Origin of the sequence: Olsenella sp. HMSC062G07 (genome assembly GCF_001811895.1) — a bacterium.
Lineage (GTDB): Bacteria > Actinomycetota > Coriobacteriia > Coriobacteriales > Atopobiaceae > Olsenella_F > Olsenella_F massiliensis.
Window position 1 is genome coordinate 355,364 of record NZ_KV806951.1, and the last position, 25,508, is coordinate 380,871.

Consider the following 25,508-nt stretch of genomic DNA (forward strand, 5'->3'; position numbering starts at 1 on the left):
AGGTATGCGCCTCCGGCCTCTCAAACCTATAGGTGTGTGGCGACGCTGCCCTCAAACCTATAGGTGCGGCACGCTGCGGCCCTCAAACTTATAGGTGCGGCACGACGCGGCTAGCAGGTTGCGGCTAGCGGGTTGCGACGGCCCTGATGGTGACCGTCGCGTCCTGCGCGACGGGCGAGCCCACGCCGGGGTTGACCTCCTGCACGGTCCCCGCCGCCCCCACGGCGTCATACAGCTCCGGGCCGTTCACGACGGACAGGCCCATGCCTTCAAGGAGGGTCGTGGCATCGGCCAGGGGCATGCCTATGACGTCGGGAACCGTGACGGCCGCGCCGTTCGCGTCGCCCGTGGCGATCCTGCCCTCGGACACCACCAGGTCAACCTTGGTGCCCTTGGTCTTCTGGGTGCCTGCGGCGGGGCCTTGGGCGATGACCCTGCCCTGCTCGACGCTGTCGGACTGGGCGTAGGTCACGTCGTCCTTCACGAACCAGGTCGTCCCCGCGATCTGGGCAAGGGCGTCATCCAGGGTCATGCCCCTGAGGTCGGGAACCGCCTGAGTCTGGTTGGCCCCCCTGCCCACCTTGAGCGTGACGGTGGCGCCGACGGGGACATGCGAGTCGGCGGCGGGTGTGGTGGCGATGACCCTGCCCTCGTCCTCCTGGGCCTGGGTCTGCTGCTCCTCGATGTTGACCTTGTAGCCGCGAGCCTCAAGGTCCGCCCGGGCTTCGTCGGCGCCCTCGCCGACGACATTGACGAGCCGTGTGCCCGCGAACAGGCCAAAGCAGCTGGTGAGAATCGTCGTCGAGGCGATGGTGGCAAGAACTGCGGCGACGCAGATGATGAGGAGCCAGGGCGGAATCCGTGAGAGGGGAGATGCCATGGCGTCCAGATGACCCGCCACGCCGCCCAAAGAGGGAACGACGGGCACCTGGATGTCAGCCGCCTTGAAAGCGCCCACCTCTCCCGTGACGTCCTCGGTCGCGGGCGTCTGCGCGGCGCGCATTTGGCTGCCGTCATCGAGGTCGCAGGCGTCGTAGGAAAGATGCTCGCCATCCAGCGCGCAGGCGTCATAGGCGCTCGGAGACGACGTGGAAGACGCTGCTGCGCCGGCGGGCGCTGACTGCTCATGCGAGACGTCAGGCAGCGTGGCGTCCGAGGGAAAAGATGCATCGGCGCCGCGCTCGGATGCCTCGTCAGACAGGGGCGCGTCAGTGGTGCGTGCGCTCGTCAGGTCGAAGGACGGCACGGGTGAAGACAGATGGCGCGGCCGGGGTCTCTCTTCGCTGTCAGCTGGGTCTTTGGCCACGCGGGTCCTCTCGTCTGCCTATAGATGCGAGCGCTCTCATCGGGACCGGGAAGTGTGTGGCCACACAGAGGCGCTCAAACATTTTAGCGATAAACGCCGAGGAGGCAACAGGGGGCTCGTGAGCGTAGTGTGTGGGCGGCGAGCGTAGTGCGTGGGCGGCGGGCGTAGCGCGTGGGCAGCGAGCGTGACGAGCGGGCGGCGAGCGCCTCGAACGTCCCGAACGTCCCGCACGAACAGGGCTGCGGTCGGAGGCTAGAGACCGAGCATGAGCCCCAGGATGAGCACGAGGCCGTCCTCCAGGCTGGCGGCGTCAACCCATTCGTCGCGCGTGTGCAGCAGCGCCCCACGTACGGTGCCGACGGTGTTGGCGGGGATGCCGCGCGAGAGGGGAACGTTGGCGTCCGTGGATGCGGGCGAAAGGTCGGGCTCCTCGCCCGTGACGGCGCGGATGAGCGCTGCGGAGCGTGCGGTCAGGCGCTCCAGCTCGCCTGCCTCCACTGGTCCGTTGCCCGGCCGCCTGCCCATGAGCGTGGCGGTGACGTGCGCCTGCGCCCCCAGCTCGTCGCGCAGGCGGCCGACCATGCCCTCGAAGGCGGCGCGCATCCTGGCAAGGTTCGCCTCGGACTCGCTGCGGTACTCCACGAGCGCCTCTGCATGAGCCGCGATGGCGTTGACGGCGCCACCGCCCTCGATGCGCCCCACGTTCCTGGTGGTGACGGCGCCGGAGTCCTTGTCAGAGGGCGGCTGGATGCCGTAGAACAGCCCGATGGCCCGACAGAGGACCTCGATGGCATTGACGCGCCCGGCGTCGTGATAGGAGTGGCCGCCCTGGCAGTCAACGGCCAGGCGCCAACGGTGTGAGCCCACCGCCCGGCAGACGCATTGGGGCAGGTACAGGTCAAACGAGACGAAGCTCGTTACGCTGCGCCCCTTCCGTGCGAGCGTGTCGAACAGCCAGGTGGTGCCGGCAAGGTTGCCCAGCCCCTCCTCGCCGGCGTCGGCCACCACGAGAAGGTCATGGTCCCGCGTCGCGCGGGCGAGGTCCTCGGGGTGCTCAAGCAGGTAGCGACAGGCGCAGAGCAGCCCGACGAGGTTGGCGCTGTCGTCGCCGACGCCCGGTGCGCAGAGGTGCGCGCCCTGGCGCCTGAGGGGCAGGGCCTCGACGTCATCAAAGACCACGTCCGTATGGGCGGCAAAGATGCGCAGCGGCCTTTGGGCGGCCGTGGTCCCCGCCTCGTCGCCGTGGGGGGACGACAAGAGGCACAGCACGTTGTTGCGCTCGTCAACGTGCACGCGAGGCGCGCCGACCGCCCGCAGCCAGTCGGCCACGAAGGCGGCTCGTCTCTCCTCGTGGCCCGTCGGCGCGGGAATCCGGGCGAGCTCGCACAGGAGCGCAACCTCGTCCTCGTGGACGCGGCGAGCGTAGCCTCTCAGCCTGTCCAGGGGCGAGGGGTCGCCTGGCAGTTCCGTGCTCATGGGTGCTCCCTTCTGAGAATGGCGGCGCCGTCGGCCATGTCCGCCTCGGGCGGGGGCGCCGCGTGGTCAAAAAGGGATGACGTCCCCGCCGCCGCGTTTAGATCGAAAAGAACGCGGCCCTCCGGCGCCCGAAAGCTGCCCGGCCCGTCCAGGTCGTAGGTCTCGCCCAGCAGGAGGGGCGCGTCGCTCGCCACGACCACCAGGTTGTCCTCCCGCCGCCGGTCGCCTGCCTCGCACGGGATGACCCACACCCGCTCAAACGCGGTCAGCAGCGTGCACCGTACGTCGCGCACCAGCTGGGACCGCGGCCCCTCCAGGGCGCTGACCACGTTTGCCAGGTAGGCGCCTCCCGGTCGCAGGCGGGCGCGCAGCAGGAGGGCCGCCTCCCTCGTCAGGAGCGAGGCGGGCGTCGAATCTCGCGCGAAGCAGTCGTTAAAGATGAGGTCATAGCGAACCTGCGGGTCGTCGGGGGCGCCCAGCTCAAGGAAGTCGCGGGCGTCACAGATGAGGCTGCGCAGGCGAGAGGGGCCCGCCTCGCGCGCGAGCATTCGCTCCACGCGGTCGAGGCCAAAGTGGCGTCGCGCGAGGTCGATGACGACGGGGTCGGCCTCGACGACGTCAAGCCAGACGTCGCTGCGGCGGCAGAGCAGGTATGAGGGAAAGCCGTAGCCCCCGCCGCCTAGCATGAGACAGCGAATCTGCGCGGGAAGCTCCTGCGCAAATGCCATACAAAAGGTCTTGTGATAGGAAAACACCAGCTCCGGCCAGGGGTCTCCCACGTAGGTCGCGCTCTGCCAGCTCCCGTCCACCAGCAGCAGGCGGACGGGGCGTCCGCCGGCGTCGCACGTGTTGCAGACGCGCAGCTCGCCAAAGAGAGAGTCGGGCACCCGCTCGACGGTCTTGAAAGGCAGCAACCGTCGAATTCGCGTGAAGATTTGAGGCCCCAGCCCAGGAAGGCGAGCGATGCGTACCAATGTGCTACCCTGTCGGTCGATAAATTGACATGCGCCATCATATGGGCATCATGATAGTCAATGAGCTGGGCAACGTGGTCGGCCCGGCTCGCCTTTTGCAGGAAGGACCTGGTTGTCATGAGTGACTCTCGGGCGGGTCTGCGCTGCGCGGATTGCGTCTTCGCGCAGTTTGTCGTCAACGAGATGAACGGCATGTATCAGGGCATCTGTTCGCGCGGCTACACACTTGCCGACCCGCACGTGCGCACGTCGCCCGACTGCTACTTTGTGGAAGACCCTCGTCTTCTCGTGCCGGTCATCGACCCCTTTGGCAAGGAGTTCCTGCGTACCAAGAACATCTGCGAGCGCTTTTTACCCCAGCCTAAGGGGGGCGACGGCCATAGCGCCTAGCGACGCGACGCGTGCCTCGCGGGGCGGCGGCCATCGTGCCTCGCGGGGGGCGTGCGGCTTGCGCCTAGCGGCGCGACGGGCACCTGACGGGATGGCGTGCGGCTAGGCCGCGTGGGCGCCGCCCGGAATCTCGCCCGCGCAGTGGGGGCAGCGCGTGGCGCCCTCCTTGACCTCCTCGAGGCAGTGGGGGCACACGGGGGCGGCCGGGACCTCCTGGGCGCCGTCATCCGCGTGGCGCATCCTCCTGCCGGCGTCCTGGAGCTTGGCAAGGCCCTTGATCATGAGGAACACCACGAAGGCGATGATGAGGAAGTTGATGATCGCCGAGATGAAGCTCGAAAACGAGATGGTGTTGGCGCCCACGGTGACGTCCAGGCCCGAGACCTCGGTGCCGCCGCCGGAGACGATGGCGATGACGGGCTGGATCACGTCCTTGGTCAGCGAGGTCACGATGGCCGTGAACGCGCCGCCGATGATGACGCCGACGGCCATGTCCATGACGTTGCCGCGCATGATGAAATCTTTGAACTCCGAGATGAACTTCTTCATGATGGCCTTCCCACTCCCTTAGGTCTTGAGTCGTGCGAGCGCAGACGAGCGGACGATGACACGAATGATGACGGTCATCACTATAACGAGCTCATTGTGACGTCCACAAGCATGTCCCCGTGCCGCGCCTGCGCTCAGGTTCTCGTGCGCCGCAGCCCAGGCGCGAGCTCGTCGGTGTCGAGACAAACGGTGAAGGGGCCGTCGTTGACGAGCGACACGCGCATGTCCGCCCCAAAGACGCCGTGCCCCACATGCTCGACGTCCCTGCGGGCAAGCTCGCAGAAAAGCTCGTAGAGCGTGCGCGCGACCCTGGGCTCGGCAGCCCCCGTGAAGCTGGGCCGCCTCCCGCGGCGGCAGTCCGCATAGAGCGTGAACTGGCTGACCACGAGCAGGTCTCCGCCCACGTCAAGCAGGGAGCGGTTCGCCTTGCCGTCCTCGTCGTCAAAGATTCTCAGGTGCCGCACCTTGTCCCACAGCAGGCGCGCCGCCCCCTCGTCGTCGCGCGCACCCACGCCCAGCAGGATGAGGTAGCCCCGTCCGCAGGAGCCGACGAGACGGCCCCTAACCTCGACGGACGCGCTCTCGACCCGCTGCACGACGGCTCTCATGCGCCTTGCCTACAGCCCGTAGATGGCGGAGAACTTCTCCGTCAGGTATTGGACGTACGGCTCGCAGGAGAAGGGCGCGCCGCAGGCGTCCTCGATGAGCTCGGCGGCGTCCTTGGAGCGCCCGTGACGCCAGATGCGCTCGCGCAGCCAGTCGTGGACGGGATCAAGCGAGCCGCTCGCAAGGACGCCCTCCCAGTCCATGCCCTCCTCGATCATGCGCGCCCGAAGCTGCGCGCCGATGGCGCCGCCGTAGGCGTAGGTGGGAAAGTAGCCAAAGAGTCCGTCGGCCCAGTGCGTGTCCTGCAGGGCGCCATGGGCGTCGTCGTGCACGTCAACGCCAAGGTATTCCTTGTACTTGGCGTTCCAGACGCGGGGGACGTCGCGCGCCGCGCACTCTCCCGCGAAAAGCAGCTGCTCGATCTCGTAGCGGATGAGGATGTGCAGCGGGTAGGTGAGCTCGTCGGCCTCGGTGCGCACGGGTGACCCCTCGACGCGATTGGTGGCGAGGTAGAGCTGGTTGGGCGTCACGCGACCCAGCTGTCCCTTGAAGTGGCTCGCCATGACCCTGAGCAACGGGCCGGCAAAGGCGCGCGACCGGCCGACGTAGTTCTCGAAGAAGCGCGACTGCGCCTCGTGCATGCCCGACGAGGTGCCGCCCTTGAGCGAGGTGTAGTTGAGGCTGGGATCGACGCCCAGCTCATAGAGGGCGTGGCCCCCCTCGTGCAGCATCGTGTAGACGTTGGAGCAGACGTCGTCCTCGAAGATGTGGCAGGCGATGATGCCGTAGTTGGTGGTCAGCGCGTCAGAGTAGGGGTGCTCGGTGCCCACGAGCAGTATGCGGTTCTGAGGCAGCCCCTCCAGCCTCATGAGGTCGCGCGCCAGGTCCCATTGCCTCCGCTCGTCAAACTTGCCCTCGACGATCGCACGCGAGGGCTGGCGGCCCGTCCTCTGGATGTCTGCGAGCAAGGGCACGACGCAGGAGCGAATCTGGTCAAACAGGCCGTCGTAGAAGGCTCGGTCGGTGCCGTGCTCAAAGCTGTCGAGCCAGGTGTCGTAGGGGTCGGCGTCGGGGCGACGTGCCAGGGCCACCTTCTTGGCGGCGCTCACCAGCCTGTCGAGATAGGGTTCATAGTAGTACCAGTCGCTCGTCGCCTTGGCGCGACGCCACACGTCGTCGGCCTCCGTCGTCAGACGGGAGAAGCTCGACGCCAGTGAGCTGGGGACGCCCATGAGCTGCTCGCGGTCGCGACGGATGATCCTGATCTGGTCCTCCTGCGTCTTGGAAAGGATGTGGCCCAGCGTCGAGAGGCGGTCGAGCAGCTTGCCGGTGGAGGGGGCGCAGAGCAGGGCCTGGTCCTCCTCCTCGAGGATGGCCAGGGCCTCCCCGCGGTCCGCCGTCGCCGCTGACGGGTCGATGGAGGGGCCGTAGCACTCGATGCCGATGCGGGCGTAGCGATGGGCATACAGATGGCGCTCGAGGTTGTTGAGGGCCTCGATGTCGGCCTTGGGGTTGGTGAGGGCGGCGTTGCCGGGGGTCTTGGGCAGGCCGTTGGGGTTGGTCGCGAGAGAGAGGTTCTTCTCGTCGCGCTCCCTCCTGGCGCAGGCGACCCGCTCCCTCTCGTCGGGGGTGGCCTCGCCCCCGTCGGGCGCCGACGCGTCCGTCCGTGCGGCGGCGTCGCCCTCGGCGCCGGGCCTCGTCGTCTCGTCGGAATCGTGCGTCCCGAGCTTCTCGTGCATGACAACCTCGCTTTCGATGAGCTGCGCCTGGCGGCGCGGCGGCTGTGTGCAGCCTCCAGTCTAGCCTGAGTGCGCGAGCGCGTGCGCGTCTGTCGACGCCTGGCGCCCTGCGGAGCGCCATTGGGTCATACTTGGGCCCATCGGGCCGGCCGGGGGACGGGCCGGCGCATCCGGGGCCACAGACGAGAGGGGACGACGATGGCGGACGAGAGCGGCTGCACTATTGGCATCGACGTGGGCGGCACGTCCATCAAGGCCGGCGTCATGAGCCTGGACGGCGACATCCTGAAGACCGTCGAGATCCCCACCGGAGAGATCGTGACGCAGGACGCCTACCAACGAATCGTCTCGGGTCTCAGGGGGCTCGTCGCCGAGGCGGGCCGCACGGACGGCGACGTGCGGGCCATGGGCCTTGACGTGCCCGGTCCCGTGGACGACGAGGGGCATGTGGGCTTCTTTCCCAATATCCAGCTTGACCCGGAGGGCCTGTCCGCGGCGCTTGGAGAGGCCTTCCCAAACGTGCAGCTCGCCTTCGTGAACGACGCCAACGCCGCCGCGCTGGGCGAGCTCTGGAAGGGCTCCGCCGCAGGCATCGGAAGCTTCGTTATGGTCACCCTCGGCACGGGGGTGGGCGGCGGCGTCGTGATCGGCGGGAGGCTCGTGCCGGGCGCCTTTGGGGCCGCAGGCGAGATCGGCCACATCACCGTCGTGCCCGAGGGGGAGGAGCGCGTCTGCGGCTGCGGTCGTCATGGCTGCCTTGAGCAGTACGCCTCCGCCAAGGGCATCGTGTGGCTGTACCGCCGGGAGTGCGAGCGCCGGGGGGTCGCGGGCGTCACGGTCGCGCACGACACCGACACGCTCTCGGTGTTTCGGGCCCTGAGCGACGGCGACGAGTGTGCGCGCGTCGCCGTTGACGCCATGTGCGAGTACCTGGGACGCGCGCTCGCGCAGATCTCGACGATCATCGACCCGGCCGTCTATCTCATAGGGGGTGGGGTGGCGGGAGGCTTCGACCTCTTCTCGGCCCAGCTCTCCGCTTGCTTTCGCGCCCATTGCCTCTCGACCTCGTCGTCGGCGCGCATCCTGCCCTGCAGCCTGGGCAACGCTGCGGGCATGTACGGCGCGGCCTTTGCGGCGCTGCGGGCGGCGGGCCTGGTCTAGGCGTGCCTCTCAGGCGGGACTCAGGGCCAGCGGGCCCGGCCTAGGCGCGCGTCTCAGGCGGGGCTTCGGGGCGCCGGTCCCAGGCCCTGCCTCAGCCTTGGTCCCTCGTCAGCCCAGCGGGCTCAGCCATTCCTTGAGCAGGCTCAGGTAGCGCGGCGTGTCCTCGGCATAGCACAGGTGCCGGCAGTTGGCGAACAGCTCCCAGCGTGCGCCGGGGATGCCGTCAGCAAGCTGCTTTGCCACGAGGGGCGAGCAGAGATCCTGCGTCCCGCTGATGACGAGCGCCGGGCAGCGTATCTCCGACAGGTGTCCCGCGTAGTCGTAGCCCGCCAGCGTGCCTTCGGGCATGAGCTCGTTGTCGCCCCAGGCGTGCACGTATGACTCGCGCCCCGTCCGCCTGGGCCTCCTCAGGCACGCGGGCGCGTCCGGTCCCAGCTCCTCCGTCGGCGTCGCGCAGAACAGGCGGAGGTAGCGAGCCTCGGCCCGCCTGAACGCCGGGCCGTCGAAGGTGTGCGTCCTCTCGGCCTCAAGGATGGCCTCGCGGTCGTCGCGCGAGAGGTAGCGCAGGCGTCGATGCCCCTCCTGGCTCCAAAGCCGGGCCGATGCGAGCGTGCTCGAGAGGATCACGGACTGGACGCCTCGCGGCCGGCGGTCGCAGAGGTACATGATCGCGAGCATGCCGCCCCACGACTGCCCCAGCAGATGGCAGCGCTCGAGGCCGAGCTCCTCCCTCAGCCGTTCGAGCTCGTCCAGCCAGGTCGTCGCCTGCCAGAGCTCGGGGCGCTCTCGCATCGCCTCGTCCCACGATGCGCCGCAGCCCAGCTGGTCGTACGTCACGAGCGTGCGCCCGCAGGCGTCGGCGAGCGGGTCAAGCAGCTCGAAGTAGGTGTGGGTGGAGCCGGGTCCCCCGTGCAAGAGGACGAGAGGCGCCGCTCCCGGGCGGGGACGGTCGGGCTCGACGCGACGCCAGTGGGTCGCAAAGCCTCCGTAGGGCATCGTTCCTTCGCATATCTGCATGATGGTGCCTTTCTGCCTCGTTTCGCCCCCGCCGTCATCGCCAACAGGCGCGCCTCCGTGTGCGCCCATGGCGTCCTGTCCCGTGCCGCCGCTGACAGCATAGGCGAGCCGAGCGGCGTGATGGGGAAGGTCCTTGGGCGGACTGACTAGGAGGGCGCGAACGGGGAATATACCCAGATGTGAATTGGGCGGACGGGGTGGCATGTCGCCAGGCGTGACGCCTCGGATCTTTGGCGAGCGCCCTGCCCCGCCGTCACCCACTGGTGTGCGCGGGAACGCCTGCGCATATGTTGCGACAAGGAAGGATGGGCATATGAGCGATGTGGTAGCTGCCTCCCAGGTGTTTTTGGACAATCCCGCCACGACCGTGGACGAGGCGCTCGAATTCATCTCGGCTAAGGCGGTCGAGCTGGGCATAGCGACGGACGCGGCGGCGACCCTTGCGGCGTTCAAGGCGCGCGAGGCGCAAGGGACGACGGGCATGCAGGCGGGCTTTGCCATTCCTCACGCCAAGAGCGACGCCATCGTCAAGGCCGCCGTGCTCGTGGTGAAGTTTGCCCATGACGTCGCGTGGGAGTCCATGGACAGGCAGCCCATCAGGGTTGCCGTCGCCCTGTGCATCCCCGAGGCGGAGGCGGGAACCACACATCTCAAGATCCTGTCCAACGTGGCGCTGCTGCTCATGGATGACGCGTTCTGCTCCACGGTCAAGACGTTCGACGACCCTGCCGTCATTGCCGCAGCCGTGAACGAGGGTGTGACGCAGTAGGCCTCGCGGCGACTGCCACCGCGACGTCCTCCCGGGCACGACGCATCACTCCCGTGCGCCGCGCCCGGGAGCCCAGCCGCGCCATGATCTGCGCATGCGTCCCGTCATACCCTGAGCTGCCGCATTGCGGCAAAGGAGGAGTCGCGTCATGGAAGAGCGCTCGTTCTGCATCAAGTCGGACCGTCTCGTCCTGCCGGGCGGCGTCGTCGCCTCTGGGTATCTTCCCGTGATCGAGGGCGTCCTCGGAACTCTGTCCGTTGAGCCCCCCGCCGGTCTGCCCATCATCGACCGCACCGGGCGTTGGGTCGCGCCTGGCTACGTGGACACGCACATTCATGGCTACCAGGGCCACGACGTGATGGACCGCGACGCGCAGGGCGTTCTCGCCGCAAGTGGCGGCTTGGCTCGCAAGGGCACCACGAGCTGGGTTCCCACGACGCTCACGCAGCCGGTGGGGGAGATCCTCGAGGCCTGCGCCAGCGTCCGGGAGGCCCGCCGTCTTCAGGAGGAGGGCGCTGTCCCCGGCGCCCATATAGAAGGCGTCTTTCTGGAAGGCCCTTTCTTTGCGGCCGCGAAGGCGGGCGCACAGAACCCCGCCAACATGCTCGACCCCGACGTAGACGTCTTCTGTGGCTGGCAGGATGCCGCCGGCGGCCTCGTCTGCAAGAGTGCGCTGGCACCCGAGCGACAGGGCACGCCTGAGTACTGCGCGGCCTTGCACGAGATGGGCGTCGTGGTGGCACTCGGTCACTCCGACGCGAGCTACGAGCAGGGCCAAGCGGCCGTCGCTGCGGGAGCCTCGGTGTTCGTCCACACCTTCAACGCCATGAGCGCCCTGGGTCACCGCTCTCCGGGCCTTGTGGGCTGCGCGATGAGCACCTCCGACACGTTCGCGGAGCTCATCTGCGACGGTCGTCATGTGCTTCCCGGGGCAGCGCGGGCGCTCGTGGCGGCCAAGGGCTGGCAGCACGTGGTCATCGTGTCAGACTGCCTGAGCTGCGGTGGCATGCCCGAGGGCGACTATGTCCTAGGTGATCTGCCCATACGCATGCAGGATGGCATCGCGCGCCTCGTCAACGAGGATGGCGGCGTGGGCAACATCGCCGGCTCCACCTCGTGCGTGGCCGACGGGGCAATGAACCTCCTTGCCTGGGGGGCGGCAACCGCCGAGCAGGCCATTCGCATGGGGTCCGAGATTCCCGCCCGGTCCTGCGGCATCGATGACGTCTGCGGGCAGCTTCTGCCGGGCAGGACCGCCGACCTCAACGTGCTTGCCGACGACCTCACGGTCCTTGAGACCTATCTTGCCGGCTCGCTTGTGAGCTAGGGGCTGCCCGCCCAGCTGACGTGCTTGCGGGAGGCCCGTGAACAGGTGAGGAGCTCGACATCATCCGCGAGCTGGCGGGGACGGGCGAGACTCTCACCCCCGCCCTGATGGCGCGGTGGCACAAACTTTTCGAGCGTGCCATCATCGAGCATCGGCTCCTAAAATGCCTCGTTCTTGTCGAGGCGCCCACCCACACGGCGCACTCCCGCATCGCCCGGGTCGTTGGTGCGAGCCGAGTGACGGTCATCAATGACGTCGATGCCCTCAGGGAGGATCTTGCACGTAACTACCTGAAACTCGAATCTCGTCCGGGCAAGGGACTTCTCGTCCTTGGCGAGGAGGCCGAGAAGCGATCGCTGTTGCTCAGGGCAGCCCTTTCGCCCGACCTCGTCCCCTCGGGGCTGGCCCGTGTCATGGATAACCCCCGCCTTGAGTCCGACACCGACATTATTGCTCGAACACTGACGGAGTAGGCGAACTTGCGCGGCATCAGCCTGAGTGACGCGGCGTTCCGTTCCATCAGCACGTACCTGCTCATCGCCGTGCATCGCGTGCGTACGGGGCGGGAGCTTGTAGGGGACGAGACGCCTGACGAGGACGAGGGCTTTGCGGCGGATCTCGCCCGAATTGTCACCCAGCGCTGCGCCGTGACCTTGAACTTTTCGGAGCGCAACTACCTTGGTGGCGTGATCTTGTCGTAGGGCATTGATGTGTATGACGACTTCTCCCTTGAGGCGGTGCGCACACAGGAGTGCGGCAGGCGTCTCATAGACGTGGTGTCCCAGCATCTGGACATCGACCTAGGTCACGACTATGCGCTCTTTGAGTTCCTCTGCAACCATCTGGAGTCCATGGCCCGCTCCCGCGAGCTCCTCGTTCTCGACAATACTGAGGTTCAGGAGGTCATGGCCGAGTACCCTAGCGTCAGGCGCGCCGTCGGCGCAAACCGTGACCTCGTCGAGGGGGTCTGCGGACGCATTCTTACCGACGCTGAGCTTGACTACCTTGCCGTGCACTTTTGTACCGCCCTCGAAAGGCGTAAGAATCGCGACCGGCGCCTGCGCGTCATCGTCGTATGCAACGCCGGTGTGGGTACTTCCCAGCTGCTCGCCGAGAATCTGCGCGGGCGTTTCAGCTTTCGGGTCGTTTCGGTGATTCCCACCCACGAGGCACGTCTCCTTGCTCCCTCCGCTGCCGACCTCGTGGTGTCTATCGTTCCGCTTACGGACTGTCCCATCGCGCATGTCGTGGTCGCCCCCTCACCCACGTCTGCTGAGTTCGAGGAAATTCAGCGCAGGCTCGACGTCGTGAGAGAGAGGCGTCTTCGTGACGGCTCCCTCGACGAGGGGGATGACGGACTCCAGGGGCTGCTTGACCTCATCGACGGCGTCGTGCGCAGGTACGCCCCAAAGGCCTGTCCCGCACCTTGCAATTTCATCGAAGAACGCTGTTTCTTTGCCATAATTACCAGCATCGAGAAAACGGATTCAATGTCGTGCTCGCACCCGGCTTTGTACTGCCTCACGAGGGCACGGATTGGAGAGCCTCTAGTCTGGAGCATGAACCTAATCCATCTCGCGGAGCCCATTGACTTTGGGGATGATAGGGGCTTAAGTCTGTGGACTTCGTCTGTATGTTCTTGGGTGTGGACAAGCCAGTGCATCTAAAGATCTACTTCAACTTGACCAACAACCCTCTTCATGACCCCGCTCGCCTTGTATCCTTGCGCAAGGTACAGACGCCTGCGGAGGCCGTGTGGATCATTCGCGACTTTGAACATTGCCCGGAATCCTAACGAGCTAGAGAGACGTATGGGCGGCTGGCGTTGATTGGCACAACTTTCGTCACAAAGCGTGAAGCGACTTTGACTGGCCTCCTGTTTGGGTGCTTCCTATAGTTGAGTCAATAAACGGCTTAACGAGATAGGGAGGCGAGCATGGTTTTGGAGGAGCTGGGGAACGACCTCATCTTTGTTGATGTGACCGTCAGTGACTCCGACGAGCTTTTTGAAGTCCCGGGCACTATCGTAGAGGTGGGCGAGGGCGCGACGACACGGGCGGCAAGAATGTCGCTATCGTGGGTGGCGGCACCACCGGCCTCTTTACGGCGCAGCCCGCGAGGATTTACGAGGCAGCCCTGATTGTGGTTTTGACGTCCAGGAAGAGAGGATCAAACTCGCTCGTCAGCTCGGTGTGGACTCCGTTGTCAACTTCGTTAAGGGGAGCTGGCTCGGCAAAGCCATGGAACTTATTGGCAGCAAGGGCTTTGACTACGTGTATGTCATTGCAGGTGCCGTCCCCACTATCAAGACGTCCATCGAGCCTGTCGATAACGAAGGTTATGTCACCTATGTCGGCACCCCGACTCGCGACCTCATGTTTGGCATCGACGAGTGAGAGCTCCGCAATCGCAAGGAGTTTATGCTTACGGACTTGTGGATGAGCTACAGTGCCTCGTTCCTCGGCAAGGATTGGGAGCTCGTGGTCCACTTCTTTGGGCTCTGTCAGCTCAAGTACGGCGGTCTTGCCTTCAAGATGTTCCCGCTCAGCAAGATTGCCGAGGTGTTTGCGCTTTATAAGGCGTCCGGTGCCATCAAAGGTAGGATTCTGGTGAATTTTGAAGCTTAGGGACACCTGCTGCAGGTGGTTCATCGAATTGTCGCACGTGTCAGCACGCGGGCCCGGTTGCACCATTGGTGGGCCAGGCCTTTCACAAAAAGGAGAGTCATGATCACGACGGTCACGCTCAACGCGTCCATCGACAAGGCCTATCACATGGTGGAGGATATCAAGGGCGGCACGGTCATGCGCGTCGCCAAGATTCATAACAGTGCAGGGGGCAAGGGCCTCAACGTGGCCCGCGTCACCCGGCTCTGCGGCTCCAAGGTGCAGGCGACAGGCCTGGTGGGGGGCTTTAACGGGGGCTACCTTGAGTCTCTCGCCGAGAAGGACGGTATCAGCTGCGACTTTGGCCACATTGCCGGGGAGACCCGCAGCTGCATCAACATCCTCGACCCGCGCTTTGGCTCGACGGAGTTCCTCGAGCCGGGAAGCCCCGTCTCGGCCGACGAGCTTGAGACCTACCTTGCGGACGTTCCTCGCATCATCGCGAACTCTGAGGTCGTCACGATTTCGGGGAGCCTTCCTGCGGGCGTCGGCGCGGACGCCTACCAACGCCTCATCGCACTCTGCAAGAAGGAGGGCAAGCTGGTCATCCTTGACTCCTCGGGCGAGGCCCTCAGGTGCGGCATCGAGGCGGGCCCCACGATGATTAAGCCCAACAAGGACGAGATAGAGGCGCTGTGCGGCGTCAGGGCCCAGTCGCTCCAGGACGTCGTCGCCTGCGCGCGGGAGCTCCATGGGCGCGGCGTCGCCAACGTGGTCATCTCCCTGGGAGGGGAGGGGGCGCTTCTCGTCTGTGACGAGGGAAGCTTCAAGGCGGCTCCCCCAAAGGTCGAAGCCGTCAACGTCGTGGGTTGCGGGGACTCGATGGTCGCCGCCTTCGCCGTCGCGCTCGAGCGGCGCCTCTCGCCTACGGAGGCGCTCATGTACGCCGTGGCCACCGCCACGGCCTCGGCGCTGTCGCCCAACACGGGAGAGTTCGATGCCACCGTGCGGGAGGGTCTGTTGAGCGAGGTGACGATTGAGACCGTCGAGGAAAGGTCGTGAGCGCAACGGCGCGGGCATGCGGTGAGGAGACCTTCGCGTTTGGGTCGGACGAGCTCGTTGTTACGGCGCGAGAGCACGGGGGAGAGCCTGCGTTCATTAAGGACTGTGTGAGCGGGCTCGAGTTCCTGTGGCAGGATGACCCCGCCTACTGGGGCGTCACCGTCCCGATTCCCTTTCCCATCTGTGGAAGCCTGAGGAATGTGGGTGACGCGGTTGGTGAGGATAGGCGGATGTAGATGCCGCGCCACGGCATCGTGCGCAAGCGCATGTGGCGTCAGGTGGAGCCGGGCTACGCTCGGTGAGCTATGAGCTCGTCTTTGACGACGAAAGGGGTGCTACGCTTCTCTTTGTCTTCGTGCTGAGCAGCATGCATGTGGTGGAGAAGCGCTCCGCCACCCGCATGAAAGCAGTTTCAAACGCCTTGGGGGAGGTGCGGACCTACTTTTTTGGGCAGACATCCCGGTTCCAGGTGCTTACTCGTTGAAGGCGAGTCTTTCGGAGACTACTATCTGGAGTTCGAACAGGTGGGGGCCACTATGAACGTGCTTGAGACGGGTCTCATCGACGTCATTCGGAGGACTTCCGTGCCTGCGGAGTCGTGAGAGCTGTCCCTCTCGCACTTGTTGTCCGCCCAGGATGTCATCGTGTGCGCTACGCTGAAGTCGCGTGCGATGGCGCAGTGTTCGCGCGGGAGCAGGGCGGGTGTCGAGCTTGACTTCGCGGGCTTTAACAACTCGCACGCGGTTCGAGCGCTAACGACGGCCCCTTCGTTGCGCTTGGGCCTTGGACCGGATTCTCCACGCCCACGACGGATGACGGCGTCTTTGAGCACAAGTGCGGCATGCAGTTCCTGGAGTGCGGCGAGTCTCGCAAGCATCGACTCACAACTTAGATACTGTAACTCTACCAGTTGGGGATTTGGCATGCAAAACCCCCTTAAAGCACATGCCTAGTCTCAAATCGGGCGGGAATCGCGCTATAAACCAGCGGTTTTCGCCGACGCTATTGGTACAACTCATTGTGCTATTACCAGTGGGCTCTTGGTCTGTTAATCCATCTGTGCCCCTTCTATTCTGCGAGCCATGCAGCGAATGCAATCGCTTTTGATTGCCCAGGTTGAAGAAGGGGAGAGAGATGGGCAGGAGATTCGAGGGAAAAGTTGCGGTTGTCACCGGAGCCGCTCATGGGATTGGAAAGCAGATAGCGTTTCAGTTTGCCTCCGAGGGTGCGAATGTGGTCATCGCGGATTACAACCAGGAGCAGGGGGCTGCAACTGCTGATGAAATTGTTTCGTCATATGCGAGATGCCTTTTTGTAAAGACGGATGTGTCGAGCTATTCCGATATGGAGGCAGCTCGAAAAAGGACGATAGAGGAGTTTGGTAAGGTCGATATCCTCGTGCTTGACGCTGGGGTTGCTTTCAAGAACAGGTTTCAAGACATCTCTTTGGATGAGTGGAACCGCACCCTGAGCATTAACCTTACCGGATTGTTCACCACGGTCAAAGCGTTCATTGACGATCTCGTGGTAAGCAAGGGGTCCATCGTATACATCTCGTCTGGATCAGCGGCAAGCGGAACGGGTGGCGGTGTTTCCTATCCCGCATCAAAGGCGGGAGGGGAGGGACTGATTCGTGGCCTTGCCAAGGAGTTTGGCCCACAGGGGGTCAACGTGAACGCCATCGCACCCCGTCTCATTGACACTGGAGCGATGATGCGCGTCAACTATCCTACGCAAGAGGCACTAGACGCTGTTCTTTCAAAAATTCCCGTCCGTCGGTTTGGGACAACGGAAGACGTAGCAAATCTCACCCTTTTTCTTGCGGACAAGGCCAACTCATACATTCAGGGTCAGACCATTCTCTTGGACGGCGGAAGAACTGTCGCGTAGCTGTTGTTTATTCAAATTAAAGGAGCTGAAAACCGTTGGGAGAGTCTCTTGAACTGCAAGAAATTGTGACCGAGCTGGGCTCTGCGCTGGCTCAAGTGGATGACACCCAAATGAGCAGCCTCGTTGCGACTATCGATGCGCACAGACGAGTTTTCGTGTATGGCACGGGTAGGTCTGGGCTCATGTTGAAATCATTTGCCATGCGTCTCATGCAGATTGGATACACAGCCTTCGTGATCGGGGAAACCACTACCCCCTCTGTCCAACTTGGTGATGTTCTAATAGTCGCCTCCGCATCGGGCAGTACAGACAGTGTCGTAAATGCTGCAAAGGGAGCGGTCGGGCAAGGTATCGACGTTATTGCCATCAGCGGTGCAGGACCCAACGAGTTGTCAATGGTTGTTCCACCACTGATTTGCTTGGATGTGGCTACAAAGTTTAAGGAATCCGTGGCAAGCGTCCAACCCCTCGGTAGCCTCTTTGAACAAATGCTGCTCATCATCTTCGATGGAGCAATTCTACGCATGAGCAGGGGATCTACCAAGACGAACAAGGCGATGGCTGCACGCCATGCAAGCATCGAGTAAGCGAGAGGCAAGACAAATCTTGGGAAATCAATTGGGACGGGTGGTGTGAACGGCGTGGACTACAAGATAGCACCCTCTATTTTTGCAGCAGACTTGAGACAACTGGAAAACCAAATTCACGAGCTTGAGCTGACACAGGTCGACCTCCTTCACGTTGACGTGATGGACGGCCATTTTGTCGACAAGATGGCATTTGGTCCAGACCATGTAGCTGCAATAAAAAGGATGACTTCTCTACCTTTGGACGTGCACCTCATGGTAGATCGGCCGGAGAGAATTCTCGACTCGATTCTTTCTTCCGGCGCTGACATCATCACCTTTCACGTGGAGTCAACTGCTCGGCTAACTAGCTGCATTGAACGGACTAAGAAAGCGGGACGTGGAGCAGGTATTGTACTGTGCCCCAGCACGAGCCCAAACGTCGTCGACGACTCTCTCCTTAGCGGCATTGACATGATTCTCCAGATGACCATCAATCCTGGCGAATCAGGCCAATCATTCCATATGGGAACGGTAGACAAAATCAGGCGCATCCGTGAATGGATTGGGCAGCGCGGGATTGATTTAGAAGTTGACGGGGGAGTTGACGCCCGAAACGCAAAAATTGCAGCTCACGCTGGTGCCAACGTGCTCGTCTCTGGCGGATTCTTGTTTGAGGGCAACCAAGTTTCAACTCGCGTGGCTGAGCTGCGTGCCGCGCTGGAACAGGTCGGCTCTTCTCAAGCACAAATGGATGGATTGGAACAGTTTGGGTAAGCGGGACGTCATCACCTTGGCCTAAACATAACAGGTGCGAGGTAATAGATTCTTCGGTAGCGAAGGATGCTTATCTAGTTCGCACGTTACAGGAGGGATAGTAATGTCAAGGAACTCTATGTGGGCCGCAGTACTTCACGGAAAAGGCGACATTAGGTACGAAGAGGTGGAGCGGCCTGTTCCCGAGCCTGGCGAAGTCCTGGTAAAAGTTATGAAGTCCGGGATTTGCGGGTCGGATGTTCCGAGGGTATTCGGTGATGGTGCGCACTTCTACCCAATCATCCTCGGACATGAGTTCTCTGGAGTCATTGAAGAGATTGGCGAAGGTGTTGAGGGGCTAAGGCAAGGAGATGCCGTTGCGGGTGCGCCTCTCGTACCTTGTATGAGCTGTGATTCTTGTACGAGGGGAGATTACGCGCTGTGCAAAAACTACAGTTTCATTGGAACGCGCAGACCCGGTAGCTTTGCCGAGTACGTATCTATACCTGCCTGCTGCGCGGTAAAGATTGATTCGGGAGTCTCTTTCGAACAGGCAGCTTTCATCGAGCCTGCCACCATTGCGCTCCATGGTCTCGAGCGCTTGGATTTCAAGGGCGGGAAGACCGTCGCCATTCTCGGAGGCGGGACAATCGGACTCCTGACGGCTCAGTGGGCTAAGGCATTCGGCGCACGTGAAATTACGGTTTTTGACATTGTGCCGGAACGGCTGAGCTTTGCACGAAAAGTGGGCGCGACTAGCACAGTCAATAGCCTGAATGATGACTTTGAATCTCAAGTGAATGCCATCACATGCGGGTCAGGTTATGACTATGTTTACGAAACTGCGGGAGCTATCCAGACGATGAGGATGGCGTTTCAAATCGTCGCGAAAAAGGGGCAAGTTTGCCTCATTGGCAAGATAAATAAGGACCTCACCTTTAGCGTTGAGGAGTGGGAGCAGCTCAATAGGAAGGAGTTTACTCTTACGGGTTCCTGGTTGAGCTACTCGGCATCTTTCCCCGGCCATGAATGGACTCTTGCTGCGAAGGCATTCAAGTCGGGCATGCTGCCGTTTGATGACGCCTTCATTTACAGGCGTTATCCATTGTCACGCATTGCAGAAGCGTTTGATCAATTCCGAACTCCAAGCCAAGTGAAAGGAAAGATTCTCATCGACTGTGCGTAAGCCTTTTCTGATATATGCCCTATCCAGCTCACTGACGGGAGGATTGCAATGCATACAGCTGACGACTGGAAGCAAGGAGAGAAGATAATTGGCGCATGTATGAACTGCGCCGACTTCATCAATCTGGAGAGGACCGTTGGCGAACTCGACCGCGCTGGAATCGATCTCTACCATCTGGACATCATGGATGGCAGCTTCGTGCCGAACATCGCTTTAGGACCTCAGGACGTAAGCGCAATTCGGCGACTCACCGACAATGTGTGCGACGTGCATCTGATGGTTCGGGAGGCCGCACGCTACATTGACCTCTTCGTCGGACTTGGGGCACAGATTATCCACGTGCACGGTGAGGAAGACAGCCAGGTTACAAGGACGCTTCAACACATCCGCGACATGGGAGCAAAGTCGAGCTTGGCCATTAGCCCCTGCACCTCTTTCTCAACGGCAAAAGAGGCCCTTAACGTTGCCGACTTCGTATTAGTAATGCGAGTAAACCCTGGTTTCTCAGGTCAGACGGCCCTTCCGTTTGTCGACAGGAAAATTGATGAGCTTGCAGCGGCAAAAGACTATTACGGCTACAAAATTCTCGTTGATGGAGGCGTTTCCTTCGAGGACGTGCCCGTGCTTTGGGAAAAAGGGGTTGATGGCTTCTGTCTCGGAAACGCTGGCCTCTTTGGAAAGGACTCCAGCTACCAGGAGATTGTGAGGTCGCTTCACGAACAATAGAAACGGCGCAATCCAATTGGCTATTTGACAGCGTAGTGAAGGGACAAAATATGGGAGCACAAGTAATAAAGGTACTTGTCGCCTGTGGGAGTGGCGTGGCCACCTCGACCGTGGCGGAAGGCATTGTCCAGGAGATAGCAAAGAGTGAGGGCATTCCTATCCAGCTCTTTAAGGGGACCATTTCTGAAGTGCCTCACAAGCAGGACGACGTTGATGTTGTACTCACAACGGCAAACTACCGCAATCCGCTCAAAAAGCCCTACATGAGCGTCTTTCCACTGATTTCCGGTATTAACAAGGCAAAGTGCGCTTCGCAATTGGTCGAACTGTTGAAGAGCGTCCAAAGTAGTAAGAAGTAGTGGAGGGGGAAGATAATGGATTTTGTTCTTGGGTTTTTTAAGGAGTTTGTTAATTTGGGCGCAGCAGTCATGTTGCCCGTGGTAATTGCGTTGCTTGGAATTCTGTTTCGTATGAGGCCTTCACAGGCAATTCGATCTGGCCTGCTGGTAGGCATTGGATTTCAGGGCATCGTGCTCATCATTACGTTCCTGCTCTCTACCATGCAGCCTGTGTTCGACTTCTACAAGGTTTTGGGATCAGGATACGACGTAGCGGAAATCGGATTTGCCGCATTAGGTGGCGCAAGCTGGACTGCACCCTACGCGATTTTTGTGATTCCCGCGATTATCTTGGTCAACATCATCCTTATACGGCTGAAATGGACGAAGGTTCTCAACGTCGATATTTGGAACTTCATGCACTTTCTGGTACCGGGAGCACTTGCTTGGGTCTTGTTCGACAGTCCGGTAATTGGCTTTCTTGTAACCCTTGCGCTTTCCGTGATCGACCTGTTCATCGCCGAATGGTGCGCTCCGCAGTGGGGCGAGTTCTTTGGCCTCGAGGGGACAGCCTGCACCTGCCTAGGCTTCATCGTCTACGAATATCCCCTTGCGATGCTGATTAACAAGATCATTGACGTGATTCCCGGGATTAACAAGATTGATCTTAACATCGAAAAGCTTTCCTCAAAAATCGGCATTCTTGGAGACCCTGCCATTATCGGTCTGTTTGTCGGCCTTTTCCTGGGTGTGCTCACTCAGCAGGATCTTGCCTCGATACTCAAGCTCATGGCGGGGATGGCCGCTGTTCTCGTGCTTATTCCTCGCATGGTCTCAATCATGATGGAAGGCCTTTCCCCCATCGGGGCTGGTGCCTCAGAATTCGCAAACAAGCATCTTGATGCAGACTCCGAGATTTACGTTGGCATGGATATCGCCCTTGGCCTTGGCGACCCTGCGTGCATCACCTGCACGTCCATCATGATTCCTATTACTGTGGGACTTTCTTTCCTTATTCCTGGCATGCGGTTCTTCCCGGCAGCCATTCTTGCTGAGGTGTGCTATGTATCTCCGATGGCGGTGCTCGCCAGTAAGGGGAACATCTTCCGCACATTGGTCATCATGACGGTTTTCATGTATCTTATGCTCTTCTTCGCAAACATGTTTGCTCCCTATGCCACTGAAATGCTGAGGGCGTGTGGTGTCGATTTTGGTGGAGGACTGGTCACTGCCTCCCACTTTGGCTATAACCCGGGATGCTTGATCGTGGAGTTCATTGCCAAGCTGCTGGGTATCTAGTAAATCTAAGGACGCATTCTTGAAAGGCTCGAGAACGGAAATGAGCAGTGCTTATTCTCAGGCCCGTCATATGTTTCTGGCAATCGAAGGGGACGTGGCATCGGCAGATGAAGCGATTTTGCTCTGCGGCCATGCTCTTGAGTCAGCCGGGTGTGTGACGAGTGATTTTGCTGACGAGTGCATTAAGAGAGAGCTGGATTATCCGACAGGTCTTCCGACGGATATTCCCGTAGCGCTACCTCACTGTCAGTCAGACGCAATTCTACGAAGTACGCTGTGCTACTTGAGGTTGAGAAATAAAGTCAAGTTCTACAGGATGGATGATGACGAAGACTGGATTCTCACTCGTCACGTATTTAACCTTGCCATCTTACCGGGCAATCATCTTGAGTTTCTTTCAAAAACAATTTCCTTGCTCCAGAATCAGGATGTTATGCGGCAACTTGAGGTGATGGATATCGAGATGGTCCCAGCGTTTCTTGCTCAGCAGTTTGAGTGTTAATGATAAGTCGGTGCGATGCGGCGGGATGACTCTTGGGGCACGTGGAGCTAGCTCTTTTGTTAGCTCCACGTGCCATACGTTATTCAGGAAGGGAGGAGCTTATCATGCGAAAACGTTGTACGGAGATATTGCTGCGTCTTTGTGAGGCGACCTCTCGTCGCGTTCGTGTCCAAACGCTGCTTGACGACTATCATATCTCTCTAAAAACACTTCAGATCGATTTGAATGCAATTGATTCATTTGTAAGGTCTCCCAATGGGACGCCTGTTTTTACCCGAACTCCCTTGCATGTCTGTCTCTCTTCGGACGTGCCCCCTGATGAGCTGAGGGCGCTTATTAACGAGATGGGACCGTGCGACTATGCACTTTCCACGCGGGAGAGGATGTACTTTATTATCCTTGAACTGCTTACTTTGCCTTCTGAAAGTTGGGTCAGCTCACAAAAATTGGCTGATGGCATGTATGTGGCCAGAAATACCGTGATAAACGACATCAAGGCCGTCCAGTCATTCCTTGCCTCGCGGAATGCGAGATTAATCAGTAGAAGTAAGTATGGCATGCGGGTAGAGGTCGCGCGCGAGATAAAGCTGGAAATCTTGGTTACGGTTTTTACGTCCCTCTTGGCTGAGAAAAAATGCGAGGAGAGTTTCTTTATCAACTATTTGACTCGTAGGTTTAACCTTGCAATACCGATGGGCGAAATAGCTAGACGGCAAACTGAGTTTCTCAGGAGAAATAACTCTCTTGTCTCCCCAAGCTCGCGCAATGTTATGACTGCCTGCATGTTTGTGATGCTTAATTTTGGGATAGAGGCGTATTCTGATGCTCAAATGAAAGACGCCCCCCAAACCGAGCTTGATCTTATCGGACGTCTCATTAAGGAGGTGTGCGCTGCCGTCGGCCCACCTCACGTCAGCGCCACTTGGATTGATGCCACTGAACAAATGATTCTCACCAACAGTCTGGCGCCACAGGTTCACAAGGTGGAGGACTTTGACTTGTATTGCGCCGTGACGCATTTCCTTCTCCTGGTGGGGCGTGACCTTAACATCGATTTGCAAAATGACGGCCTACTTGTTGAATCTCTGATTTCTCATGTAAAGGGCTTCGCTGACTGGTCGTCAGATGACTTTGATATAGGAAGCGATATTGCAGAAAACACGCTCATGAGCATGGTCATGGCCGCGGCCCGACCTCATTTTTCCGTAATTGAGCACTTCCTGCATTACCCGCTGAATGACAACATGAAGGCGTCCCTCATCGTTCACGTATGCGCGGCACTGTATCGAGGTGAAAGCGAACGTCGTACGTGTCGTGTTCGCGTGGTATCGGTTGGTTCGGGAGCGGCGGGAAACTACCTTGCGGCTCAGGTTAAGCGTTATTTTAATCTCGATATTGCCAGCGTGGACCTTTCCGCCGATGTCTTCGACAGCCAAAACGACCATGCTCCATCGATCGACTTCATCATTTCAACGGTTCCCATTAACTCCGAGGCCTGTCCCGTTGCAGTGGTAAGCCCGGTTCTTTCCATTGAGGATATCAATGCCATCCAAAAGCTGGCATTTACCTGCAGCAAGGCCGATGAGAGCGAACTCGAGGTGTCATCACGAGGGCTTGCGGCGGTGGCGTCAATTTTTTCGGTCGGAAACAGAAAGAAGGTCGATTATCTTAACAGGGCAATCGGAGAGTTGATCAATCAGTTGGAAACACTGGAAAGCAGGACCAAAGAAAACTCTCCTCTTCTTGACTTGCTCAACTCTGATGGCGTGCGGATAGAGAACGGTCCCCTTAGGTGGAAAGACGCGATCCTGCTTGCTTCCGAGAGGCTTCAAAAAGGAGGCTTCGTTCAAGAGTCATATGTGGAGAAGGCAATTTCAAACGTTGAAGAATATGGTAGCTATATCGTAGTGAACCAGGGCATCGCCCTTGCTCATGCCGGAAGCGAAGATGGAGTTGAAAAAGACGGCATCAGTCTGCTTATCTGTCCGGACGGCATTCAATTTGATGATATCGATGATGCGGTTCACCTGATGTTTTTCTTTTCTCAGACAAAAGGTGGAGAGGCATACCTTGGTTTGTTCCAGGAGGTTATCAAGCTTGGAAACAATCGGATTGACCTTGCTTCGATTAGATTCTCAAAATCCTCCGAGGAAGCATACCAGAGAATCGTTGAGGTGCTGACGGATTACAGCGCCTCCTCTATGTAGCTGATGCCGAGCGGATTTGGCTGAGTCACAACCCTGTCATGTTGAAGCGAGGAGATGTGCTGCGGAAGCCAGATGGGTATTGTCTGGCCCCCATTTTTCGTGTTTTGCCGTTTACGCCTTGCCCGTGGACCCAAGGTTGTCCATATGGCTCTCCACGACCGCCTGGATGCGCTCCATGCCCGGCGCGGCGGGCTTCTTGGGGTCGATGGCGTTGGGGTTGGCGGTCATGTATGCCATGAAGCCTCCCATGAAGGCCTGACGCAGCTCGGTAGCGTAGTTCACCTTGCAGATGCCGTTCTTGATCGCCTCCGCGACCTGCTCATCGGGGACGCCCGAGGTCCCGTGCAGCACCAGGGGAATGTCAACGCGACTACGTATGGCCTTGAGGACGCCCTGCTCGACGTGGGGGGTTCCCGAATATACGCCGTGCGCGGTGCCGACGGCGACGGCCAGCGAGCTGCACTGGGTGCGTCTCACGAACTCCTCGGCTTGGTCGGGGTCGGTGTAGGGGTTCTCGCCCTCGACGGCGGGGCCGTCGTCCTCCTTGCCGCCCACCTTGCCGAGCTCCGCTTCCACGGGCAGGTCGATGGCACGGGCGACCTTGGTGACCGACGCGGTGAGCGCCATGTTGTCCTCGAAGGGCACGTGGCTGCCGTCAATCATGACAGAGGTGTAGCCTGCACGGATGGCCTGCATGCAGCGGTCGAAGCCGTCGCCGTGGTCAAGATGCAGGGCAACGGGAACGCTCGCGTTCTCTGCCACCGTGCGCACCATTGCGGCAAGGTTGGCGAGGCCGGCGTATCTGACCGTGCCCGGCGTGGTCTGCATGATGACGGGAGAGCTTTTGGCCTCCGCCGCCCTGACGACGGCCATCACGAACTCAAGGCTCTCTACGTTGAACGCGCCGACGGCGTAGCGCCCCTCGCGCGCTCGCTCGAGCATCTCCCTGGTGGTCACAAGCATGGTGGTCTCCCTTCAGGGGCGCGCAGGCCCCATCGGCTGTGTACTGACCCCATGATACAGATACTTACGTTTTTAGTTATAGTATTACGAAGA

Annotated in this window: 28 protein-coding genes and 1 pseudogene; 21 read left to right on the top strand and 8 right to left on the bottom strand. The window is 60.7% G+C overall.

Annotation, left to right across the window (positions count from 1 at the left end; all coding sequences use genetic code 11):
- Positions 1-124: 124 nt before the first annotated feature.
- From HMPREF2826_RS04745 to HMPREF2826_RS04755, 3 genes are all read right to left on the bottom strand, one after another.
- Complete coding sequence (locus HMPREF2826_RS04745) at positions 125-1,306, bottom strand: PASTA domain-containing protein (RefSeq protein WP_148138335.1); 1,182 nt, start codon at positions 1,304-1,306, stop codon at positions 125-127.
- Between the two features lie 252 nt (positions 1,307-1,558).
- Positions 1,559-2,782 (bottom strand): M20/M25/M40 family metallo-hydrolase, encoded by a 1,224-nt coding sequence (locus HMPREF2826_RS04750; protein WP_083307266.1) that lies wholly within the window; start codon positions 2,780-2,782, stop codon positions 1,559-1,561.
- Positions 2,779-3,696 (bottom strand): spermidine synthase, encoded by a 918-nt coding sequence (locus HMPREF2826_RS04755; protein ID WP_070639638.1) that lies wholly within the window; start codon positions 3,694-3,696, stop codon positions 2,779-2,781. Before HMPREF2826_RS04755 ends, HMPREF2826_RS04750 begins: the two co-directional genes overlap by 4 nt.
- A gap of 177 nt (positions 3,697-3,873) precedes the next feature.
- On the opposite strand from HMPREF2826_RS04755, the gene HMPREF2826_RS04760 reads away from it, so the two are divergent.
- Entirely contained in the window at positions 3,874-4,146 is a 273-nt protein-coding gene (locus tag HMPREF2826_RS04760; protein ID WP_070639640.1) for a hypothetical protein, read from the top strand.
- Positions 4,147-4,248: 102 nt separating this feature from the next.
- Here HMPREF2826_RS04760 and mscL read toward each other — a convergent pair whose 3' ends face one another.
- From mscL to HMPREF2826_RS04775, 3 genes are all read right to left on the bottom strand, one after another.
- Positions 4,249-4,695, bottom strand: a complete 447-nt coding sequence (mscL, locus tag HMPREF2826_RS04765) for a large conductance mechanosensitive channel protein MscL (RefSeq protein ID WP_070639642.1) — start codon at positions 4,693-4,695, stop codon at positions 4,249-4,251.
- A gap of 134 nt (positions 4,696-4,829) precedes the next feature.
- The gene (gene dtd / locus HMPREF2826_RS04770; protein ID WP_070639645.1) at positions 4,830-5,303 is read right to left on the bottom strand and encodes a D-aminoacyl-tRNA deacylase; all 474 of its coding nucleotides are present in this window, start codon (positions 5,301-5,303) and stop codon (positions 4,830-4,832) included.
- A gap of 9 nt (positions 5,304-5,312) precedes the next feature.
- Positions 5,313-7,040: a carboxypeptidase M32 gene (locus HMPREF2826_RS04775; protein ID WP_083307267.1), complete on the bottom strand. Its 1,728-nt coding sequence runs from the start codon at positions 7,038-7,040 to the stop codon at positions 5,313-5,315.
- A 198-nt stretch (positions 7,041-7,238) separates the two neighbouring features.
- Here HMPREF2826_RS04775 and HMPREF2826_RS04780 point away from each other — a divergent pair, with 198 nt between their 5' ends.
- Positions 7,239-8,201, top strand: a complete 963-nt coding sequence (locus HMPREF2826_RS04780; RefSeq protein ID WP_070639647.1) for an ROK family protein — start codon at positions 7,239-7,241, stop codon at positions 8,199-8,201.
- Positions 8,202-8,309: 108 nt separating this feature from the next.
- On the opposite strand, the gene HMPREF2826_RS04785 is transcribed toward HMPREF2826_RS04780, so the two are convergent.
- Positions 8,310-9,218, bottom strand: coding sequence for a proline iminopeptidase-family hydrolase (locus tag HMPREF2826_RS04785; protein ID WP_070639648.1), 909 nt, complete (start codon positions 9,216-9,218; stop codon positions 8,310-8,312).
- A gap of 313 nt (positions 9,219-9,531) precedes the next feature.
- Here HMPREF2826_RS04785 and HMPREF2826_RS04790 point away from each other — a divergent pair, with 313 nt between their 5' ends.
- From HMPREF2826_RS04790 to HMPREF2826_RS04885, 19 genes and pseudogenes are all read left to right on the top strand, one after another.
- The gene (locus HMPREF2826_RS04790) at positions 9,532-9,987 is read left to right on the top strand and encodes a PTS sugar transporter subunit IIA (RefSeq protein ID WP_070639650.1); all 456 of its coding nucleotides are present in this window, start codon (positions 9,532-9,534) and stop codon (positions 9,985-9,987) included.
- A gap of 148 nt (positions 9,988-10,135) precedes the next feature.
- Positions 10,136-11,314: an N-acetylglucosamine-6-phosphate deacetylase gene (gene nagA, locus HMPREF2826_RS04795; protein WP_070639652.1), complete on the top strand. Its 1,179-nt coding sequence runs from the start codon at positions 10,136-10,138 to the stop codon at positions 11,312-11,314.
- Between the two features lie 236 nt (positions 11,315-11,550).
- Positions 11,551-11,787, top strand: a complete 237-nt coding sequence (locus tag HMPREF2826_RS09780; RefSeq protein WP_246824691.1) for a hypothetical protein — start codon at positions 11,551-11,553, stop codon at positions 11,785-11,787.
- Positions 11,788-11,793: 6 nt separating this feature from the next.
- Positions 11,794-12,015, top strand: coding sequence for a hypothetical protein (locus HMPREF2826_RS04805; RefSeq protein WP_070639656.1), 222 nt, complete (start codon positions 11,794-11,796; stop codon positions 12,013-12,015).
- A 9-nt stretch (positions 12,016-12,024) separates the two neighbouring features.
- Positions 12,025-12,981 (top strand): BglG family transcription antiterminator, encoded by a 957-nt coding sequence (locus HMPREF2826_RS04810; protein ID WP_070639658.1) that lies wholly within the window; start codon positions 12,025-12,027, stop codon positions 12,979-12,981.
- 489 nt (positions 12,982-13,470) lie between these two features.
- A pseudogene (locus HMPREF2826_RS04820) lies at positions 13,471-13,710 on the top strand (zinc-binding dehydrogenase); the annotation flags it as partial.
- Positions 13,711-13,734: 24 nt separating this feature from the next.
- A complete protein-coding gene (locus HMPREF2826_RS04825) occupies positions 13,735-13,941 on the top strand; it encodes a hypothetical protein (RefSeq protein WP_070639664.1) in 207 nt (68 codons plus the stop codon).
- 99 nt (positions 13,942-14,040) lie between these two features.
- Positions 14,041-14,982: a 1-phosphofructokinase gene (gene pfkB / locus HMPREF2826_RS04830; RefSeq protein ID WP_070639666.1), complete on the top strand. Its 942-nt coding sequence runs from the start codon at positions 14,041-14,043 to the stop codon at positions 14,980-14,982.
- On the top strand, positions 14,979-15,218 hold the full coding sequence (locus tag HMPREF2826_RS04835) for a hypothetical protein (RefSeq protein ID WP_070639668.1): 240 nt from the start codon (positions 14,979-14,981) through the stop codon (positions 15,216-15,218). The genes pfkB and HMPREF2826_RS04835 overlap by 4 nt, the downstream gene beginning before the upstream one ends.
- 62 nt (positions 15,219-15,280) lie before the next feature.
- The gene (locus tag HMPREF2826_RS09415; RefSeq protein ID WP_070639670.1) at positions 15,281-15,466 is read left to right on the top strand and encodes a hypothetical protein; all 186 of its coding nucleotides are present in this window, start codon (positions 15,281-15,283) and stop codon (positions 15,464-15,466) included.
- Positions 15,467-16,116: 650 nt separating this feature from the next.
- The gene (locus HMPREF2826_RS04845) at positions 16,117-16,872 is read left to right on the top strand and encodes an SDR family NAD(P)-dependent oxidoreductase (RefSeq protein ID WP_070639672.1); all 756 of its coding nucleotides are present in this window, start codon (positions 16,117-16,119) and stop codon (positions 16,870-16,872) included.
- A 35-nt stretch (positions 16,873-16,907) separates the two neighbouring features.
- Positions 16,908-17,459, top strand: a complete 552-nt coding sequence (gene hxlB / locus HMPREF2826_RS04850; RefSeq protein WP_210388970.1) for a 6-phospho-3-hexuloisomerase — start codon at positions 16,908-16,910, stop codon at positions 17,457-17,459.
- Positions 17,460-17,513: 54 nt separating this feature from the next.
- Positions 17,514-18,215: a ribulose-phosphate 3-epimerase gene (locus HMPREF2826_RS04855; protein ID WP_070641146.1), complete on the top strand. Its 702-nt coding sequence runs from the start codon at positions 17,514-17,516 to the stop codon at positions 18,213-18,215.
- Positions 18,216-18,318: 103 nt separating this feature from the next.
- Positions 18,319-19,380 (top strand): galactitol-1-phosphate 5-dehydrogenase, encoded by a 1,062-nt coding sequence (locus HMPREF2826_RS04860; protein ID WP_210388971.1) that lies wholly within the window; start codon positions 18,319-18,321, stop codon positions 19,378-19,380.
- Positions 19,381-19,428: 48 nt separating this feature from the next.
- Complete coding sequence (locus tag HMPREF2826_RS04865; RefSeq protein ID WP_070639674.1) at positions 19,429-20,106, top strand: ribulose-phosphate 3-epimerase; 678 nt, start codon at positions 19,429-19,431, stop codon at positions 20,104-20,106.
- Between the two features lie 50 nt (positions 20,107-20,156).
- Entirely contained in the window at positions 20,157-20,465 is a 309-nt protein-coding gene (locus HMPREF2826_RS04870) for a PTS sugar transporter subunit IIB (protein ID WP_070639675.1), read from the top strand.
- Between the two features lie 15 nt (positions 20,466-20,480).
- Positions 20,481-21,743, top strand: a complete 1,263-nt coding sequence (locus tag HMPREF2826_RS04875) for a PTS transporter subunit IIC (protein ID WP_070639677.1) — start codon at positions 20,481-20,483, stop codon at positions 21,741-21,743.
- 19 nt (positions 21,744-21,762) lie between these two features.
- Positions 21,763-22,245: a PTS sugar transporter subunit IIA gene (locus HMPREF2826_RS04880; RefSeq protein ID WP_148138336.1), complete on the top strand. Its 483-nt coding sequence runs from the start codon at positions 21,763-21,765 to the stop codon at positions 22,243-22,245.
- Between the two features lie 104 nt (positions 22,246-22,349).
- Entirely contained in the window at positions 22,350-24,452 is a 2,103-nt protein-coding gene (locus HMPREF2826_RS04885) for a BglG family transcription antiterminator (RefSeq protein WP_083307270.1), read from the top strand.
- 111 nt (positions 24,453-24,563) lie between these two features.
- Here the strand turns inward: HMPREF2826_RS04885 and HMPREF2826_RS04890 are convergent, their stop codons facing one another.
- A complete protein-coding gene (locus HMPREF2826_RS04890) occupies positions 24,564-25,415 on the bottom strand; it encodes a class II fructose-bisphosphate aldolase (protein WP_070639682.1) in 852 nt (283 codons plus the stop codon).
- Between the last annotated feature and the right edge of the window lie 93 nt (positions 25,416-25,508).

Coding starts and splice junctions, on each gene's coding strand:
- HMPREF2826_RS04750 (WP_083307266.1), bottom strand. CDS start 2,782: ATGAGCACGGAACTGCCAGGCGACCCCTCGCCCCTGGACAGGCTGAGA.
- HMPREF2826_RS04760 (WP_070639640.1), top strand. CDS start 3,874: ATGAGTGACTCTCGGGCGGGTCTGCGCTGCGCGGATTGCGTCTTCGCG.
- mscL (WP_070639642.1), bottom strand. CDS start 4,695: ATGAAGAAGTTCATCTCGGAGTTCAAAGATTTCATCATGCGCGGCAAC.
- dtd (WP_070639645.1), bottom strand. CDS start 5,303: ATGAGAGCCGTCGTGCAGCGGGTCGAGAGCGCGTCCGTCGAGGTTAGG.
- HMPREF2826_RS04775 (WP_083307267.1), bottom strand. CDS start 7,040: ATGCACGAGAAGCTCGGGACGCACGATTCCGACGAGACGACGAGGCCC.
- HMPREF2826_RS04780 (WP_070639647.1), top strand. CDS start 7,239: ATGGCGGACGAGAGCGGCTGCACTATTGGCATCGACGTGGGCGGCACG.
- HMPREF2826_RS04785 (WP_070639648.1), bottom strand. CDS start 9,218: ATGCAGATATGCGAAGGAACGATGCCCTACGGAGGCTTTGCGACCCAC.
- HMPREF2826_RS04790 (WP_070639650.1), top strand. CDS start 9,532: ATGAGCGATGTGGTAGCTGCCTCCCAGGTGTTTTTGGACAATCCCGCC.
- nagA (WP_070639652.1), top strand. CDS start 10,136: ATGGAAGAGCGCTCGTTCTGCATCAAGTCGGACCGTCTCGTCCTGCCG.
- HMPREF2826_RS04825 (WP_070639664.1), top strand. CDS start 13,735: ATGCTTACGGACTTGTGGATGAGCTACAGTGCCTCGTTCCTCGGCAAG.
- pfkB (WP_070639666.1), top strand. CDS start 14,041: ATGATCACGACGGTCACGCTCAACGCGTCCATCGACAAGGCCTATCAC.
- HMPREF2826_RS04845 (WP_070639672.1), top strand. CDS start 16,117: ATGGGCAGGAGATTCGAGGGAAAAGTTGCGGTTGTCACCGGAGCCGCT.
- HMPREF2826_RS04860 (WP_210388971.1), top strand. CDS start 18,319: ATGTCAAGGAACTCTATGTGGGCCGCAGTACTTCACGGAAAAGGCGAC.
- HMPREF2826_RS04865 (WP_070639674.1), top strand. CDS start 19,429: ATGCATACAGCTGACGACTGGAAGCAAGGAGAGAAGATAATTGGCGCA.
- HMPREF2826_RS04870 (WP_070639675.1), top strand. CDS start 20,157: ATGGGAGCACAAGTAATAAAGGTACTTGTCGCCTGTGGGAGTGGCGTG.
- HMPREF2826_RS04875 (WP_070639677.1), top strand. CDS start 20,481: ATGGATTTTGTTCTTGGGTTTTTTAAGGAGTTTGTTAATTTGGGCGCA.
- HMPREF2826_RS04885 (WP_083307270.1), top strand. CDS start 22,350: ATGCGAAAACGTTGTACGGAGATATTGCTGCGTCTTTGTGAGGCGACC.
- HMPREF2826_RS04890 (WP_070639682.1), bottom strand. CDS start 25,415: ATGCTTGTGACCACCAGGGAGATGCTCGAGCGAGCGCGCGAGGGGCGC.